This window comes from Lacihabitans soyangensis, assembly GCF_024343775.1.
Lineage (GTDB): Bacteria > Bacteroidota > Bacteroidia > Cytophagales > Spirosomataceae > Leadbetterella > Leadbetterella soyangensis.
Map to the genome: position 1 here is coordinate 31,758 of NZ_RJUF01000021.1, position 16,066 is coordinate 47,823.

Here is a 16,066-nt window from a genome sequence, read left to right on the forward strand (position 1 = left end):
CCCTAAAACAATGCTTTACTACCTTTTTAGCTACCTCGACCAAATGTTCGATTTCCCGGGTGCGGGTGTGTTTCGTTACATTTCGTTCCGTGCTTCGGCAGCCACCATTTTGTCGCTTTTAATTGCCGCAGTATATGGCAAGCCAATCATTCGTAAGCTACAAATGCTTCAAGTAGGTGAGAGCATCAGAGACTTGGGACTTACTGGTCAGTTAGAGAAAAAAGGTACACCCACCATGGGTGGTTTTATCATATTGGCATCTTTGATGATTCCGGTTTTGTTATTTGCCAAGCTTGACAATGTATATATCATTCTCCTCATAGTGGCCACTCTATGGACTACCATGATTGGTTTTGCCGACGATTATATCAAAGTATTCAAAAAAGATAAAGAAGGCCTCAAAGGCACTTTCAAAATCATTGGTCAAGTGGGTTTGGGACTAATAGTTGGTCTTACGCTTTATTTCAACAATAACGTAAAAATCAGGGAGTTTGGAAGTAATGGGTTCATTGACAAACATTCATTGACTACTACGGTGCCGTTTCTAAAAAACAATCTTTTAGATTATGACATTCTTTCCAGTTATCTACCGGCCAGCTTAGCTTGGCTTCCATACGTATTTATTTGTGTTTTTATAATAACCGCGGTATCCAATGCCGCCAACATCACCGATGGAATCGACGGATTGGCTGCTGGTACTTCGGCAATTATTGGCCTTACGCTAGCCGTATTTGCCTATCTTTCTGGTAACAAAATATTTGCGGAGTACCTTAATATCATGCTTATACCTAACTCTGGTGAGGTGGTGATATTCTGTGCGGCCTTTCTGGGTGCCTGTATAGGTTTTCTATGGTACAACTCCTACCCTGCCTCGGTTTTTATGGGCGACACTGGAAGTTTAATGCTTGGAAGTGTAATAGCTACCTTGGCATTGATACTTAGAAAAGAGCTCATGATTCCGTTGATGTGCGGCATTTTCTTGGCCGAAAACATCTCTGTAATACTTCAGGTCAGTTATTTTAAATATCAAAAACGTCGAAGGGGTTTGGAGTACGCCAAACAAAATCGACTGTTGTTAATGTCTCCTTTGCATCATCATTTCCAGAAAAAAGGCTACCATGAGGCCAAAATAGTAACTAGATTTTGGATTGTGGCTATCGTTTTGGCAGTAATCAGTATCGTTACGCTGAAGTTACAATAAAAAGACAATGTCTGAGGTTTAGCCCAAAGCATTTTTTTGCTATATTTGAAGAGTCCTTCAATTGGCCTGACCCTATATTCCTAAATGAAAAAACAGACATTAATCTTCCTTTTGCTGCTTTCTACGGCTATTTTTGCCCAAAAACGACCTTTAAAGCATACCGACTACGACGATTGGAAGGCCATTTCAGAAACGAAAATCACCCCAAATGGGCATTGGGTAGCCTATATTCTGAGCCCACAGGATGGCGACAATAAACTAGTTCTTTATCCATTACTGGGCAATGCCATAGATACGGTAGAGCGGGCGTCAGACCTATGGCTGAGCCAAGACTCGCAGTGGGCGGCCTACAAAATCTCACCTTCAAAAAATGCCGTTAAAACAGCTAAATTGGCCAAAAAGAAGAAAGACGAAATGCCGAAGGATAGCATTGGTATCCATAGCTTTTCTACCTTCGAAACCATCAAATTTGCCAATGTTAAGAGTTTTATTTTTCCCGAAAAATCCAATGACTGGATGGCTTTTTTGGGATATCCCGAAACAAAAAAGGATACTTCTTCCAAAGCTAAAAAAGTAAAAAAAGAAAGTGATGAGAATGGAAGCACCTTACATGTATACAGCCTAAAAACCAATACTTTAATTAAGTTTCCTTTTGTTTATAAGTACCAGTTTGACCCTTCTGGCCAAAACTTGACTTTTGCAACCACCGGTAAAGACAGTACCTTGAAACCCGGCTTGTACGCTTTTTCAACCACCGACCAAAAAACCAAGCTTTTAACAGAAACAAAGGGGCTCTATAAACAAATAAGCAGTTCTGAGGATGGGCAAAATTGGGCGGCAATCCTTGACCCAGATACCACCAAAAAAGCCCTAAGCAAAAACCATCAGCTGTGGTACTGGAAAACTTCAGAGGAACCAAAACTTATAGCCGATTCGCTAACAAACGGCGATAAACAACTTCCACAGGTAAGTGCAGAGTTTGAGCCAAAATTCTCTAAAGACGGTAGCCGCTTATTTTTTGGAAAAACACCTCGAAACTTACTGAAAGACACAACCCAACTGGAGGAGGATATTGTGAGCCTTGATGTTTGGAACTGGAAAGACAAGCATCTGATGCCGCAGCACTTGGCCAATCTCAAAAATGATCTAAAAAAAAGTTATCTGACACTTTTTGATGTAAAAAACCAGAAAATCGTTGCGTTGACAAGCCCTGATTTTCCTGAAATAAAGCTTACCAAAACTTCGAATGAGGAAGAAATGCTGCTTTTGGCCTCCGACAAATATGCCAACCAACATTGGCTTTTTAATCCGCCAATAGACGCCTACACGGTTTCAGGCAAAAATGGAAACCGAGAAAAGGTATTTGAAAACGAAAGAGTAAGCGACCTCACAATGTCTCCAGATGGAAAGTTTGTGGTTTGGTATGCTTTGGAAGACACCGCTTGGTATGCATATCAGGTTAGAAATCAAAAGACCTACAAACTTACTGACGAAGTGAGTTTCTCTGACAAAGCCGATGACGACCACCCCGATGAGCCCAATAGCTACGGTTTGGAGGGTTTTACGAAAAATGATGAACTGGTCTGGATCTATGATAAGTACGATATTTGGGCCATTAACCCTTCAAAACCATCGGAGAAAAAAAGACTTACAAATGGCCGAGAGAACAATCTGACTTATCGCTACATTTCACTAGATGAAAAAGAGACGCAGATTGACGACAAAAAAATGGTGATGCTTCACGTTTTCAATCAAAAAACAATGGAGTCAGGCTTTGCAACACTGTCTTCCACCGAAAACGCCACTCCTAAGCTGGTGATGTTTGATAAATTTTATTTTTCGCCGAAAGTCATAAAAGCAAAAGAAAGTACCGATTTGGTTTTTACCCAAGAAAACTATGAGGTTTTTCCAGATTTGCAGCATACCAAAAACTTTGATTTTAAGGAGGTTAAAAAAGTAAGTACGGCCAATCCACAACAAGAGAATATTAGCTGGGGCACAGCCGAGATGATAAAATACAATTCGTTGGACAACAAGGACTTGGAAGGAATTCTCTACAAACCGGCCAATTTTGACCCCACCAAAAAATACCCCATGATTACGTATTTTTATGAAAAAATGTCAGATCAAATATACCGATATAATGTTCCGTTACCTGCCAGATCGAGTATAAATTTCTCATACTATCCAAGCAACGGCTACTGTGTATTTGTACCAGACATTGTTTACAAAACAGGTCAACCAGGTCAAAGTGCTTACGACTGTATTTTGCCAGGAATAAGAAAAGTGTTAGAAATGGGCTTTGTGGACAGCACCCGTTTGGGCGTGCAAGGACATAGCTGGGGAGGTTATCAAATAGCATGGTTGGTAACCAAAACCAATATTTTCAGGGCAGCAGAGGCCGGTGCACCCGTGGCCAACATGACGAGTGCCTACGGTGGTATCAGGTGGGAAACAGGGAATTCCCGCCAGGCTCAATATGAGCGAACCCAGTCAAGAATTGGTGCAACATTGTGGGAAAGTCCCCAGAAATATCTAGAAAATTCGCCCTTGTTTTATCTACCCAACGTAAAAACACCTGTACTGATGATGCACAACGACGATGATGGTGCTGTGCCGTGGTATCAGGGCATTGAGATGTTTATGGGGCTTAAAAGATTGGATAAGCCTGTATGGATGCTCAATTATAATGGGGAAAAACATGGCCTCACGCAACGCAAAAACCGTAAGGATTGGTCACTCAGGATGTCACAGTATTTTGATTATTACCTAAAAGATGCTCCTATGCCCGAGTGGATGAGTAAAGGCATACCCGCGACTGAAAAAACACTTAACTATGGATTCAAAACCAACTAGAACATCGGAACTCGGCAACAAACGTAGCTTTCGAAAGAAAGTTTGGAGTACCCTTGACGTTAGATACTCAGAACGGAAGGGTATAAGTTTTGTGTTCAATATATCGCTTTCGATACTGATTTTTCTGAATACCATTGCTATCATACTTAACACCATACCCGATTTAAGTCAAAATTATCATACGCTTTTTAGGGATTTTGAGTATTTCTCTGTTGCTGTTTTCTTGATTGAATATTTGCTCCGCCTTTGGTCCTGTGTTGAAAGCCGTGGAAATAGCCACCCTTTCTATGGTCGGTTGGCTTTTATGTTTTCTTTTTGGGGATTAGTGGATTTGTTGGCCATTGCACCTTTTTTCCTTTCCGCTTTTGCTACAGACTTTGCATTTATTCGTATGCTTCGTTTGCTTCGTATTTTACGTCTCTTCCGAATGAGCCGATATTTTCATGCATTCAGAATCATCAAAAATGTTTTATTCAGTAAAAGAGAAGAACTCATATTGGCTTTTTCGTTTATCTTTTTTTTGATTATTTTCTCTAGTTCGTTAATGTATTATATTGAACATCCTGTTCAGCCCAAGAATTTTTCCAGTATTCCGGCAGCTCTTTGGTGGGGTGTAAATACCATGACCACTGTAGGTTATGGCGATATTTATCCAATTACTCTAGCTGGCAAAATTTTGGGAGCCTTTGTGGCCATATCGGGTATTTCGTTATTTGCCCTACCGGCTGGTATCATAGCTTCTGGTTTCAACGAGCACATCAGAGGTTACAAAAGCGAACAAGGAAAAGTAAAATGTCCTTACTGCCAAGCAGAATATTATTTAGCCGAGAAGGGTAAGCATGTGCATTAAGTTGCATATTCTTTAGAATTAACTTTCGGCTTTGCAACAATCCATTTTCATACCTGCTCTACACTCTAAACATATTGGCTGCTGTCAAATTCTCTCTATGATTTAAAGCATCCCTTCTGAAACTTTAAATAAACTTTTGAGTTTCATAATCAAAGAATTCCTGAGTAAATTAATAAAGCATAAGAATACCAATTTTTGACTAAAATTGCCGATTTAATGGTTCAGTTTGTCGAATATGGCGGTAATGTGCCAGTGGAGAATTATATTCTTTGAATACTTTGAAGTACCTTTAACAAAACTTTTACCTATGATTAAAAAACAAGCAATCCAGTATTGGCTTACACTAATAATTGGGCTATTCACAACAGTGTCTTGTATAGACCCTTACAAGGTAACTGTGCAAGCCACGCAATCATACCTTATTGTAGAGGGCACTATCACAGACTTGGATGAACCACAGACTATTTCTATTTTTGAAACCAGCGAAACAGCTAATTTTAAAAGTTCGCAATTTACCTCTACTATTTCTCCAAAATCAAGCGATATAATTCCTGTTTCAAAGGCCAAGGTTTTGGTAATTGAAAACGGTCAAAAAACCTACGAACTCTTTGAAAGCCAAGCAGGATACTATTCCACACCACTAAATTTTGTAGGAACTATTGGTTCTTCATATAAGCTAATTATAGAAAAGAGCACTGGCGAAAGATATGAGTCAACTGAAGAAAAAATGTTTTCGGTACCTGAAATCGGCACACTTTACGATAAGTTTAATCAAAAAGGCATAAAAGACAACAACTCAAGTACGGGAAACATCGCCACCAACGATATTTACATAGATTATATCGATCCTGCTACGGAAAGAAATTTTTACCGATGGAAATGGACCTCATATGAGCTTCAAAATATATGTGCTTCGTGCAAACAGGGGTATTATGAAAGAACAGGCAACACCGCCACCTCCGATGGAAAATGTATACAAGACATCAGACTTCCCGGATTTAATTATTACGATTATTTCTGCGAGGCATTATGTTGGGACATTTTTCAAGGAAAGGAGATAGACATATTTTCGGATGTTTACACAGATGGACAAACCCAATATGATAAAGTAGTGGCACAAATACCTGTTTATCAGTCAAATCCCTGCTTGGTTGTGGTACAACAAATGTCTTTGAGTGCAAATGCTTTCAGGTATCTGAAACTCATAGAAGACCAGTCAGAAAATACTGGAACATTGGCTGATACACCACCTGCACCTATAAAAGGCAACGTAACAAATACCAAAAATAACAATGAGATAGTGTTGGGATACTTTTCTGCCTCTGCCGTGAGTGAGGTCAGGTACATGATGAACCGCCAGAACACTGTTGGAGCAGTGAAAGATGGCTTATTTAAATACCAAACTCGGAGAGACCCCACTCCCGAGTCGGAGTCAGACGAAAGACCGAATATTCCTTTCGCAGTATGCAAACCAAGTGTTAGTCGGACTGCAATAGCACCCAAAAACTGGCAGTTTGGAAGATAACAATTTTAGAAAATGAGAATGAAACATATATACTTTATAAGCTTTCTATTAATCTCTGTTCAGCTTTTTGGACAGTCCTTGACCTTAAAGGTAACCGTACTTGACTCACTGACCAATGAGCCTTTGAAGGGAGCGTCAGTAGTGGTAGATTTAAGGAAAAACCAATGGCAAACTAAAACCGATGAGAAGGGAAAATTTAGCCTAAATATGACCAAAGGCGAACACGCCATTTCAATAAAATATGTAGGTTATGTACCTCACTGGATATTCACCAATGCACAAACAGAAAACAAAGACTACATAATAAAAATGCGTTTGGTAGAGAATGAACTGGAGCAAGTGGTTATTTCAACGGCCAAATCAGACCAAAACGTAAAGAAAACGCTACTGGGGGTTAACCAAATTAATATCAAGACCTTACAGAAAATACCAGCCGCTTTTGGAGAAGTTGACTTTTTGAGAGGTCTTCAAATGCTACCAGGTGTTTCAAGTGTAGGTGAAGCTTCAAACGGGGTGAACATCAGAGGTGGAACGACGGATCAAAACCTAATTTTGGTTGATGATACCCCTATATTTAATCCAACCCACATGTTTGGGCTTTTTTCAGTTATTCCACCCGATGCTCTGAGCAACTTAGATTTGTACAAAGGCAATGTACCCGCAAGATACGGCGGAAGAGCTGCGTCGGTGCTAGATTTAACCCTGAAAAACCCCAATCTATCCAAACTCAAAATCAACGGTGGACTGAGCCTTATTTCATCCAAACTTATGGTAGAAGTGCCTATTATTCCTGACAAGCTGGGCATCTATTTTTCGGGAAGAGGAGCGTTTACTGATTTTCTATTGCCAAAAATAAGCCAAGAATTGGAAGAGGTGAAATCTAAATTCTATGAAGGCGTAGTGAAGGCCTTTTGGAGAATAAATTCTAAAAATACTTTTACCGCCATGACGTATGGCAGTAACGACTTCTTTCAAACAAACTTGCTTTCGAGCTTACCAAATGTGGTCGGGAATACGACGTTTTTCGAACACAAAACACTGAATGGTAACGCAAAATGGGTGTATTTGATCAACTCCAAACTTGACTTAACAACGAGTTATACACGAGCAAATTATGACCCCACCATTGGTACTATAGAAACTGTTACGGGTTACAAAATAAGATTAAACTCTGGTATCTCTCAAAACATTTACAAGTCTAGTCTCAACTTCCAAAATGGAAACAATAAAATGGAAATGGGGTTAAATTTCACTCAAAACGAAATAAGACCAGGAAGTTTAGAGCCAGGGAAGGCATTTAGTGTTAACAGGATAGTAACCCCTACAGAGTATTCCAATGAATACGGTATTTTTATGGATGATGAGTATGAATTCTCGAAAAAACTGGCAGGTACTTTCGGTCTTCGCTATTCTTTCTTTACAGCACTCGGAGCCGCTGTGGTTAGATCTTACGATGCTTTGCAGCCGAGAGATGAATTCTCCGTGATTTCGTCAAAAACATACGAAAAAGGAGACATAACCAAAACTTATGGTGGACTAGAGCCTCGCGTGGGTTTAAGGTATTTGTTAAGTGATGATATATCGTTGAAATTAGGCTATAACTTGATGAGGCAATACCTTCAAATAGTCTCCAATACCACCACGCCCATACCCACCTCAAGATGGAAAACCTCAGACCAAAACGTAGCTCCGCAAGTCAGTCACCTACTCACTTTAGGGCTTTACAGGTCCATTGATAAAAACATTTATGATTTTAGCGTAGAGGGCTATTATAGAGCCTCCAAAAACATCATAGATTACAAACCAGGAGCAGACTTCCTCTTGCAACAATTTCCAGAAACGCAATTGGTACAGGGTACTAGCAATTCTTACGGTTTGGAGTTTATGTTTTCAAAGAAAAAAGGAAACCTGACCGGCTGGACGAACTACACCTATGCACGAACTTTCAACCAAGTTTATGCTTCAACAAATGTGTTGGAATTGGTAAACAATGGTAATCCTTACAGAGCCAATTATGATCGCCCACATAGCTTCAACACCTCTATTGACATTGCGGTAGACAAGCATAACTCCTTCTCTTTCAACTTTGTACTGAGTTCAGGAAGACCCTATTCTAAGCCAGTGGGTTTTGTGAGTTTCCAGAACAGCTACTATCCATTTTATGATGAGCGAAACAATGAGCGTATTCCTACTTACCACCGTTTAGATTTATCGTGGAACATTTCAAATCCAACCATGAAAGATAGACGCTATGTAGGCAACTGGGCGTTTTCGGTATACAATCTTTACGGCCATCGCAATGCTTATTCTGTGTTCTTTAAATCCGAAAATAACAGTATTAAAGGCTACACTTTACAAATATTTGGAGCACCGATTGTTTCTTTGGCTTACAATTTCAAGTTTGAATAATGATTTAGAACCATCATTTTGTCATTGTTTTTAATGACCAAATAATGCGTTTTACCACCAATATTTATAGTTCTAATCCTTCTAACTTGCCCTTTTATGGGTAAATTACTGATAGGGGTTTTAATTGTTTGTTCTTTTTTCAGTGAAAAAATATTGCCCTGGTCAGCATCGTAAAGTCCCATTTGGATATTGCATTCGTAAAAATTTCCCATCATCAAAAACTGCCCTTTTTTGAACTCTGAAATGTTCTGGGCAGCAAAATAAGGTGTAAACTGAGCATTTCCGCCCAATGGCTTTAGGTCAAAAGTGCCGTCACCTTTGTTTATAAGAACGGAATTTTCGAAATAATTGGCCTCAAATATCTCAGCATCTCCTATTTTAGCTTTTCCGAACACATCTTCTAAACTCGCTTTTGCAAAATCTCTAGAATATATAAATTGCTTTTTAACATAAGGCATCTGTTTCTCAATCTCTCTCTTATCAGCAAAAATGGTCTCCTTTCCCATCATATAAATGGTGATAATTTGATCCAACCTACCGTTGTCATCGATGTCTTTTACATACATTCTGACAGGCTCTTTTTCGGTGGCATGCAGTCGACTATTTTTTCCAAGATTTCCACAAATAAAATCCATTTTCCCATCTTGATTTACATCCATGGGATACACAAAATTCCACCATCCTTTCTTGTCCGTCAAGTCTTTAGCCTCATACTTTTTACCGGATTTTTTAAAAGACTTTATACCGCCCCAATCATAAGCCACCACCAACTCATCTACCTTATCCTTGTCATAATCAACCCAAACGGCATGCTTAACCATACCTGCCTTCTTCAACTCGGGAGCTATCTCGTCAGTTTTATCAGTGAATTTCCCAGAACCATCATTTATCAAAAAGTACGAACTCGGAATCTCGCCATAAGCCCAAGAAACGCCTCTCGCACCTAAAAACAAATCTGGCTTTTTGTCGCCGTTTATATCTTTTACCAACACAACCGAAGCCGTCATTAATATGCCCGAAAATGCATTCATTTTCTTTGTAAAAACGCCTTTCCCATCATTTAAATACACTCTTGGGGCCAAATACTCCGACTTACCGTAATATTCGTTCCCTCCAGAGGCTACCACCAAATCCATTTTCCCATCCGCATTGAAATCTGCAAACTGTGCATCTACATCTTCGAAAACACTGTCTGCTTCAATACTTTTTTGAGGGGTTTTTACAAATTTTCCGTTCGAATTCTGAACATATACCTGAGACTTCATTCTTTTCGAACTTCCCAAAAACAAATCATCCAAGCCATCACCGTTTACATCACCCACCGCTATCGCTGGCCCTTCTGTAGACATCATATTGGGAATCAGTGCCTCCCTGTCAAACTCATTGTACTGATTTTCTTCGTGTATGATATCCAAACCAACGCTGGCTGCGATATCCACAAATTCAGGTTTTAATTGGTGAAAAACTGAGTAGTCAAACTTAGGTAATCCAGCTTTATAATTTGCTGAAAATGTAGTATAGGTATTAATGTTTCGGTGCTTTTCAAAAGTATTATCAGGCCAAATAATGAGCAAAGAATCGATTTTATCAACTTTTCCTAAACCAAAATTCAAGGGGATTTCCATGGAAGACTGAAAACCACGAACTGGTATTTTTTCTTGATAATATTCGTTTGCTCCGGCGTATAAAATGCACTTCGTTCCAACGGCATTTTTATTTTTTTCGCTTCCTGTGAGCCTTACATTCAGATATTTGTTCTCTGGTTTAAGCGTATTACTCTGATTTTCATATAAAAAAGCAGGCTGATTGATATTGTTGGTTATCAAATCTAGATCGCCATCGCCATCCAAATCTGCATAAACACATCCATTCGAAAAAGAGCCCTCATTCCCATTGACATTTTCGGCTATATCATTGAAAGATAAGTCTGTTCCGTTAGAATAAAACTTGTTTGGAATCTTGATTTCAGGCAAAAGATCAACCAAAGATTCGTCTGATTCATCAAAACGCTTCTCTGATATCTTCTGTTGGATTTCATCACTCGATACAAAATTGATGTAGTCCAAATCATTCATCCGTTTGTTTATACCATTCGAAATGAAAATGTCTTTTTTACCGTCGTTTTCAAAATCAAAAAGTAGCGTTGACCAAGACCAGTCAGTGGCATGAACGCCCGAATACATCCCTATTTCAGAAAAATAACCATTTCGGTTGTTGAGCTGGAGATTGTTTCTCGCAAATTGTATATTGTATCCTTGAGAAAGTTTGAATTTAAAGTTATAAAAAGCGTCCTCACCTTCTGATCTCTTCAAAATTTCAGGGTCATAAGGAAGCATGTCTAAAGTGAAGATTTCAGGAAAAATATCATTGTTCAAGTCTGCCATATCCACGCCCATCGAGAATCTACTGGTATGGTCAATTTTGTCCAACATTTCATCTACATACTTCCCATTTTTTTGGTTGATATACAAATAATCGTTTTCATGAAAGTCATTAGCCACATACAAATCAGGAAAGCCATCGAGATTTACGTCTGATACTCCAAGACCTAATCCATAGCCGATAGCAGACGAATGGATACCCACTTCTTTGGTTTTTTCTGTATATTTTCCATCTATATTTTCAAAAAATCTGTCTCCTGCCAAGGGGTGGAAGGTATTCAAAAAGACTTGTCTTTGGCCATAGGTACCATTCTGATGTACCGAATGATTGAGTTGAAACATGTCCAAATCACCGTCGGTGTCGTAATCAAAAAAGGCTGCTTGTGTTCCAAATCCCACTAAGTCGAGGCCATATTCTTTAGATGACTCTTGGTATTTCGGCACACCATTTTTATCAATGTTTTGACAAACAAAAAGTAAATTGTGGCCTTTCAGCACTTCAAAATTGCCTACTCTGCTCACATAAATATCCAATAAGCCATCTTGATTAATATCGACAATCGAAACTCCAGTAGACCATCCTTTTTCGGCCTTGAAATTTGATTTCTCTGTGATATCCTCAAATTTTAAAGAGCCCTTATTTAAAAAAATCTTATTTTGATTCTGGTTAGAGGTAAAAACCAAGTCTGGCTTACCATCGTTGTTCAGATCACCAGCCCCAACTCCGCCACCATTATAAAAGTACATATAGTTAAATATGTTCAGGTCAGCCGTAGGTTTGAGATTATTGGAGAAATTAAGTCCCGATTCGTCTGCCGAAATAACTTTAAAAAGGGTTTCTTTTGGCTTGGAACAAGACATTGCAAAAACACCCAATAGTATAAAAGATATTATTCTCATTTTTTAGATTGGGTTATTTCAAAAAACTGTGGCTTCTTATTGTTTGCAAACGAAATTATGTATTGTTTTTTACCAAAATTCATAAATTTCATATCTCTTACTTCGCCCTCAGTTACAAAGCCCGTATCTTTATTTCTTTTACTAATGAATCCGCCCTTTTTGTCATTTAAAAGCACTACTCCTCGGCAAGCATCTAGTCGGGTGAACTGAGGAATAAATCCGATAAAATTTCCAGCCAAAACTATGTCTTTGAAGCCATCTTGATTAACATCTATCGTTTCTATGGCATTTATGCAGCTTATTTGAGCACTTGTTGGTAGTTCTTTTACAGTAAAATTTCCTTTGCCATCATTTATAGCATAAACCGACTTTAAGGTATTTACTTCGGTTTTTTGAGATTTATTCAGAAGTTTTTTGTCAAACAAATCTTCCACTGAGCGTTTTGCATATTCCTCATGTTTGAGATTTTGAGCTTTGAGTTTTGGAAACTGCTCCATCATTTCTCTTTTCAAAAAAACCGGAACATCTTTTCCTTCAAATGTTTTAGTGAAAATTTTATCCAGGAGCTGATTGTCATCAAAATCACCAACCCAAAGTTTTAATGGCTCTTTTTCGGATGTTTTCAAAGCAAAATTTTCACCAATATTTCCTAAAATAAGATCCTTATCTCCGTCATTATCAACATCTTCTGATTTCAATGATCCCCAAAAACCTTTGTAGTTTTCTAGTCCAGTTTTCATCTCTGCAAACGCCCCATTTTTGACTTTGTATATTTTCGGGTTCATCCAATCTCCAACCAAAATGAGTTCCTTTATCTTGTCTCCATCCACATCTTCCCAAATGGCCTCCCTCACCATCCCTGCATATTCAAGGTTTTTTGCAACTGTCTTTGTAACATTTTTGAAAATCCCTTTCCCATCATTCTGCAAAATCTGCTGTGGAGGAGTCAATCCATATTTTTTGGGTTGCGACCTATTCCCAACAAAAAGATCCAAATCGCCGTCATTGTCATAATCATGAGCCTCCACACATGAAGTATTCATTCCATTGAAAGGAATTGCTTTGTTGTTAAAAGTGAAGTTTCCCTTTCCATCGTTCAGATACAACCTGTTTATATACAATCTCTCCTCTGGGTTTGACTCATTACCACCAGTTCCTACAAACAAATCTTGATCACCATCTCCATCTGCATCAAAAAACTCAACTGCGGTATCTTCAAAAAATGCTGCATTATCAAATTCCTTATTTGGTTTCTGAGTCAATTTCCCATTCTGCTGGATATATAGTGATCCAGCTTGGTTTTTAGCTCCACCAACAAACAAATCTATAAATCCATCACCGTTTACATCTGCTGTGGCTGCATTTGGCCCTTCTTTCGAAAGCATCATCGGAATGTTTTTCTCTTCATAAAAGTCCTCATATTCGTTTTCAACATGAGGTCTGATAACCATGGAATTATCCAACAAAAATGAAGCTTGCACAGGATTTTCCCGTTCAATTTGTTCGTACCCTGTACCTTCCTTTATATTCCATTTTTGTAAAGTGTTGATTTTCGGACTCTTATACACCGAACGTGTTTTATTTGGCCAATAAATCATAACAGAATCTATGCTTTTAGCTTGCCCCAAACCTATGGTTTGTACATATTCAGTACTTGACTGAAAGCCTTTTGATGGATTTATTTGTTTTACTAAAATCTCATTGTTGGCGTAAACAAATATCTTAGCTCCAATAGCAAAAGTGTTCTTTTCCGAACCTTCCAGCTTGACCTTAATATAATTGTTTTTCGGCGTTTTCTTCTCTGAATTGTTTCTGTAAACAAAACACGGCTGATTCACGTTATTGACCAATAAATCCAAATCACCGTCGTTGTCTAAATCAGCGTATGCTGCTCCATTCGAGAAAGAAGGTTCTGTAAAACCAAAATCCTCTGCCCTTTCTGTAAACTTCAGGTTGCCATCATTATGAAAGAAATTGTTGACGATAGGCCTTGACGGCATGTGTTTAATGATGTTATCAAACTTCTCCTTTTCACCAGACAGCACCATCTTTTGGTTTACTTCATTGGCGAAAAAATCGATAAAATCCTGATCAATTACATCATGATATATACCATTACTTACATAAATATCAGTTTTTGAATCATTATCAGCATCAAACAGTAATGCTCCCCAGCTCCAATCACTGGCAGCAACGTTGCTGTAATTGGCTATTTCACTAAATGTACCGTCAGCATTGTTGAGCTGAAGACTATTTTGCATATATTGGTTATAAAAACCCTTGTCATGCTTGAGTTTGTACACATAGTTGTTGTCAAAAGAAGTTGTAGTTTTGAGTCTGACTTCGTCTCTTGGAAGCATATCTGTAACATAAATCTCCTGATTGCCGTCGTTGTTTATATCGCCCATATCGGCACCCATCGACGCCAAACTTGTGTGCCCAATTCGAGATTCTAACTCTTCAGTAAACTTTCCATTCTTCTGGTTGATATAGAGGTAGTCCTTTTCAAAGAAGTCATTCGAAATGTAGATGTCAGGATAGTTGTCATTGTTTACATCACCCACCGTTACACCTAGTCCAAAGCCAATCAAACTTCCATAAATTCCGGCTTCTTTGGAGACGTCCAAGAACTTCCCGTTCTCATTTTTCAAAAGTTTGTCACCACCGCCTTTTAAAAAGTCTTTAACTGGCCAATCCTCCGCTCTTAAATCTCTATTATTGTCGTAATTAAGCGTGTTTACCGGAATAAAACTGTTGTTAAGAATATAGCAATCCAAGTCCCCATCAAGGTCATAGTCCAAGAAAGCTGCGTGAGTAGTATAACCTTTGTCGTCAAGACCATATTCAGCAGCCTTTTCAGTAAAAGTCAGGTCATGGTTGTTGATAAAAAGGGCATTTCCATGTTTCTTTTTCCATTTATCTATACCAGCATTACAAATGTATATATCCAACCAACCGTCGTTATTGATATCAACCATTACCACGCCCGTATTCCATTTGTCAGTCTCAGCAATACCCGCCTTTTGTGTTATATCTTCAAACTTAAAAGACTCTCCCTGTATGTTGCCTTTGTTTAGGTAGAGTTTATTTGACCCCATATTAGCCGTAAAAAGGACATCTTGAAGACCGTCATTATTTATATCTCCAACAGCAACACCAGCTCCGTTATAAAAATTTCGATAATTAAAGATATTGAAATTCTCCGAGTTCTTTACGGTGTTAATAAAGTCAATACCCGTTTCAGAGGAGTCTAGAAGTTCAAAAATAGCATCGATAGATTTTCTCTTACAAGAAAACCCCAACAGGACAATCAAAACAAAAAGAATACTATTTTTCATCGTTGAACGGAATTGCGATTTCATTTATACTTTCGAAAGAGTACCCCGGTACTTTCCAGATTATATAACCTTCAATCGGTGAAAGTGTTGAATTGCCAAAAGGTTGTTTTAAAGAACCCCTCACATTTACAACCATAACCTCTTTAGAAAGATATTTTATCTCAAAAAAACCATCAGACAGTAAATATCCTTCACCTTTGTTTTCTTTTAGGCTAGTTATTTTACCAACCAAAAACGAACCCATATTTGAACCTGTTGGATAACCATTTTTAAACTCAACCATATAAGGTTTGGCTTTATACCAAGTGTCACCTTCAATGCTCACAATCACATTTCCAAAGTCTTTATCCATTAGACTAACCTTGATTCCCTTTTCATCAACCACACCATTCCCCACGAAAATCGTGGTATCTGCATAAAATTGTTTGTTATCAATGCTCAGGTTAATAATCGCTTGATTAGTTTTTAACTTATCTAAAATTCCCTGAATTTTTTGATTGTCCGATTCAGAGCCTTGTCCACAGGACAACAGCGTTGCTACACCAAATAGTGCAAGGAAGAATTTCATCATAGTTTCTTAAAGTATTATACAAAAATACTTCTTTA

At 38.4% G+C, this 16,066-nt stretch carries 8 protein-coding genes; 5 read left to right on the plus strand and 3 right to left on the minus strand.

From position 1 onward, the window contains the following. Window positions 1–10 precede the first annotated feature (10 nt). The 5 genes from mraY to EGI31_RS09185 all read left to right on the plus strand — a co-directional run bounded on the left by mraY (window position 11) and on the right by EGI31_RS09185 (window position 8,841). Complete coding sequence (gene mraY, locus EGI31_RS09165) at window positions 11–1,201, plus strand: phospho-N-acetylmuramoyl-pentapeptide-transferase (protein WP_255036930.1); 1,191 nt, start codon at window positions 11–13, stop codon at window positions 1,199–1,201. An 84-nt stretch (window positions 1,202–1,285) separates the two neighbouring features. Further along, on the plus strand, window positions 1,286–4,057 hold the full coding sequence (locus EGI31_RS09170; RefSeq protein ID WP_255036931.1) for an alpha/beta hydrolase family protein: 2,772 nt from the start codon (window positions 1,286–1,288) through the stop codon (window positions 4,055–4,057). Continuing rightward, window positions 4,038–4,907: an ion transporter gene (locus EGI31_RS09175; RefSeq protein WP_255036932.1), complete on the plus strand. Its 870-nt coding sequence runs from the start codon at window positions 4,038–4,040 to the stop codon at window positions 4,905–4,907. The genes EGI31_RS09170 and EGI31_RS09175 overlap by 20 nt, the downstream gene beginning before the upstream one ends. 307 nt (window positions 4,908–5,214) lie before the next feature. Further along, window positions 5,215–6,432: a DUF4249 domain-containing protein gene (locus EGI31_RS09180; RefSeq protein ID WP_255036933.1), complete on the plus strand. Its 1,218-nt coding sequence runs from the start codon at window positions 5,215–5,217 to the stop codon at window positions 6,430–6,432. 12 nt (window positions 6,433–6,444) lie between these two features. Further along, entirely contained in the window at window positions 6,445–8,841 is a 2,397-nt protein-coding gene (locus EGI31_RS09185; protein ID WP_255036934.1) for a TonB-dependent receptor, read from the plus strand. On the opposite strand, the gene EGI31_RS09190 is transcribed toward EGI31_RS09185, so the two are convergent. From EGI31_RS09190 to EGI31_RS09200, 3 genes are read right to left on the minus strand one after another with little or no spacing between them, the layout of a single operon-like run. Further along, window positions 8,820–12,122 carry a VCBS repeat-containing protein gene (locus EGI31_RS09190; protein WP_255036935.1) on the minus strand — a complete coding sequence of 1,101 codons (3,303 nt, stop codon included), beginning with the start codon at window positions 12,120–12,122 and terminating at the stop codon, window positions 8,820–8,822. The genes EGI31_RS09185 and EGI31_RS09190 overlap by 22 nt on opposite strands. Continuing rightward, the gene (locus tag EGI31_RS09195) at window positions 12,119–15,460 is read right to left on the minus strand and encodes a VCBS repeat-containing protein (protein ID WP_255036936.1); all 3,342 of its coding nucleotides are present in this window, start codon (window positions 15,458–15,460) and stop codon (window positions 12,119–12,121) included. Before EGI31_RS09195 ends, EGI31_RS09190 begins: the two co-directional genes overlap by 4 nt. Then, window positions 15,450–16,031, minus strand: a complete 582-nt coding sequence (locus tag EGI31_RS09200) for a hypothetical protein (protein WP_255036937.1) — start codon at window positions 16,029–16,031, stop codon at window positions 15,450–15,452. Before EGI31_RS09200 ends, EGI31_RS09195 begins: the two co-directional genes overlap by 11 nt. Between the last annotated feature and the right edge of the window lie 35 nt (window positions 16,032–16,066).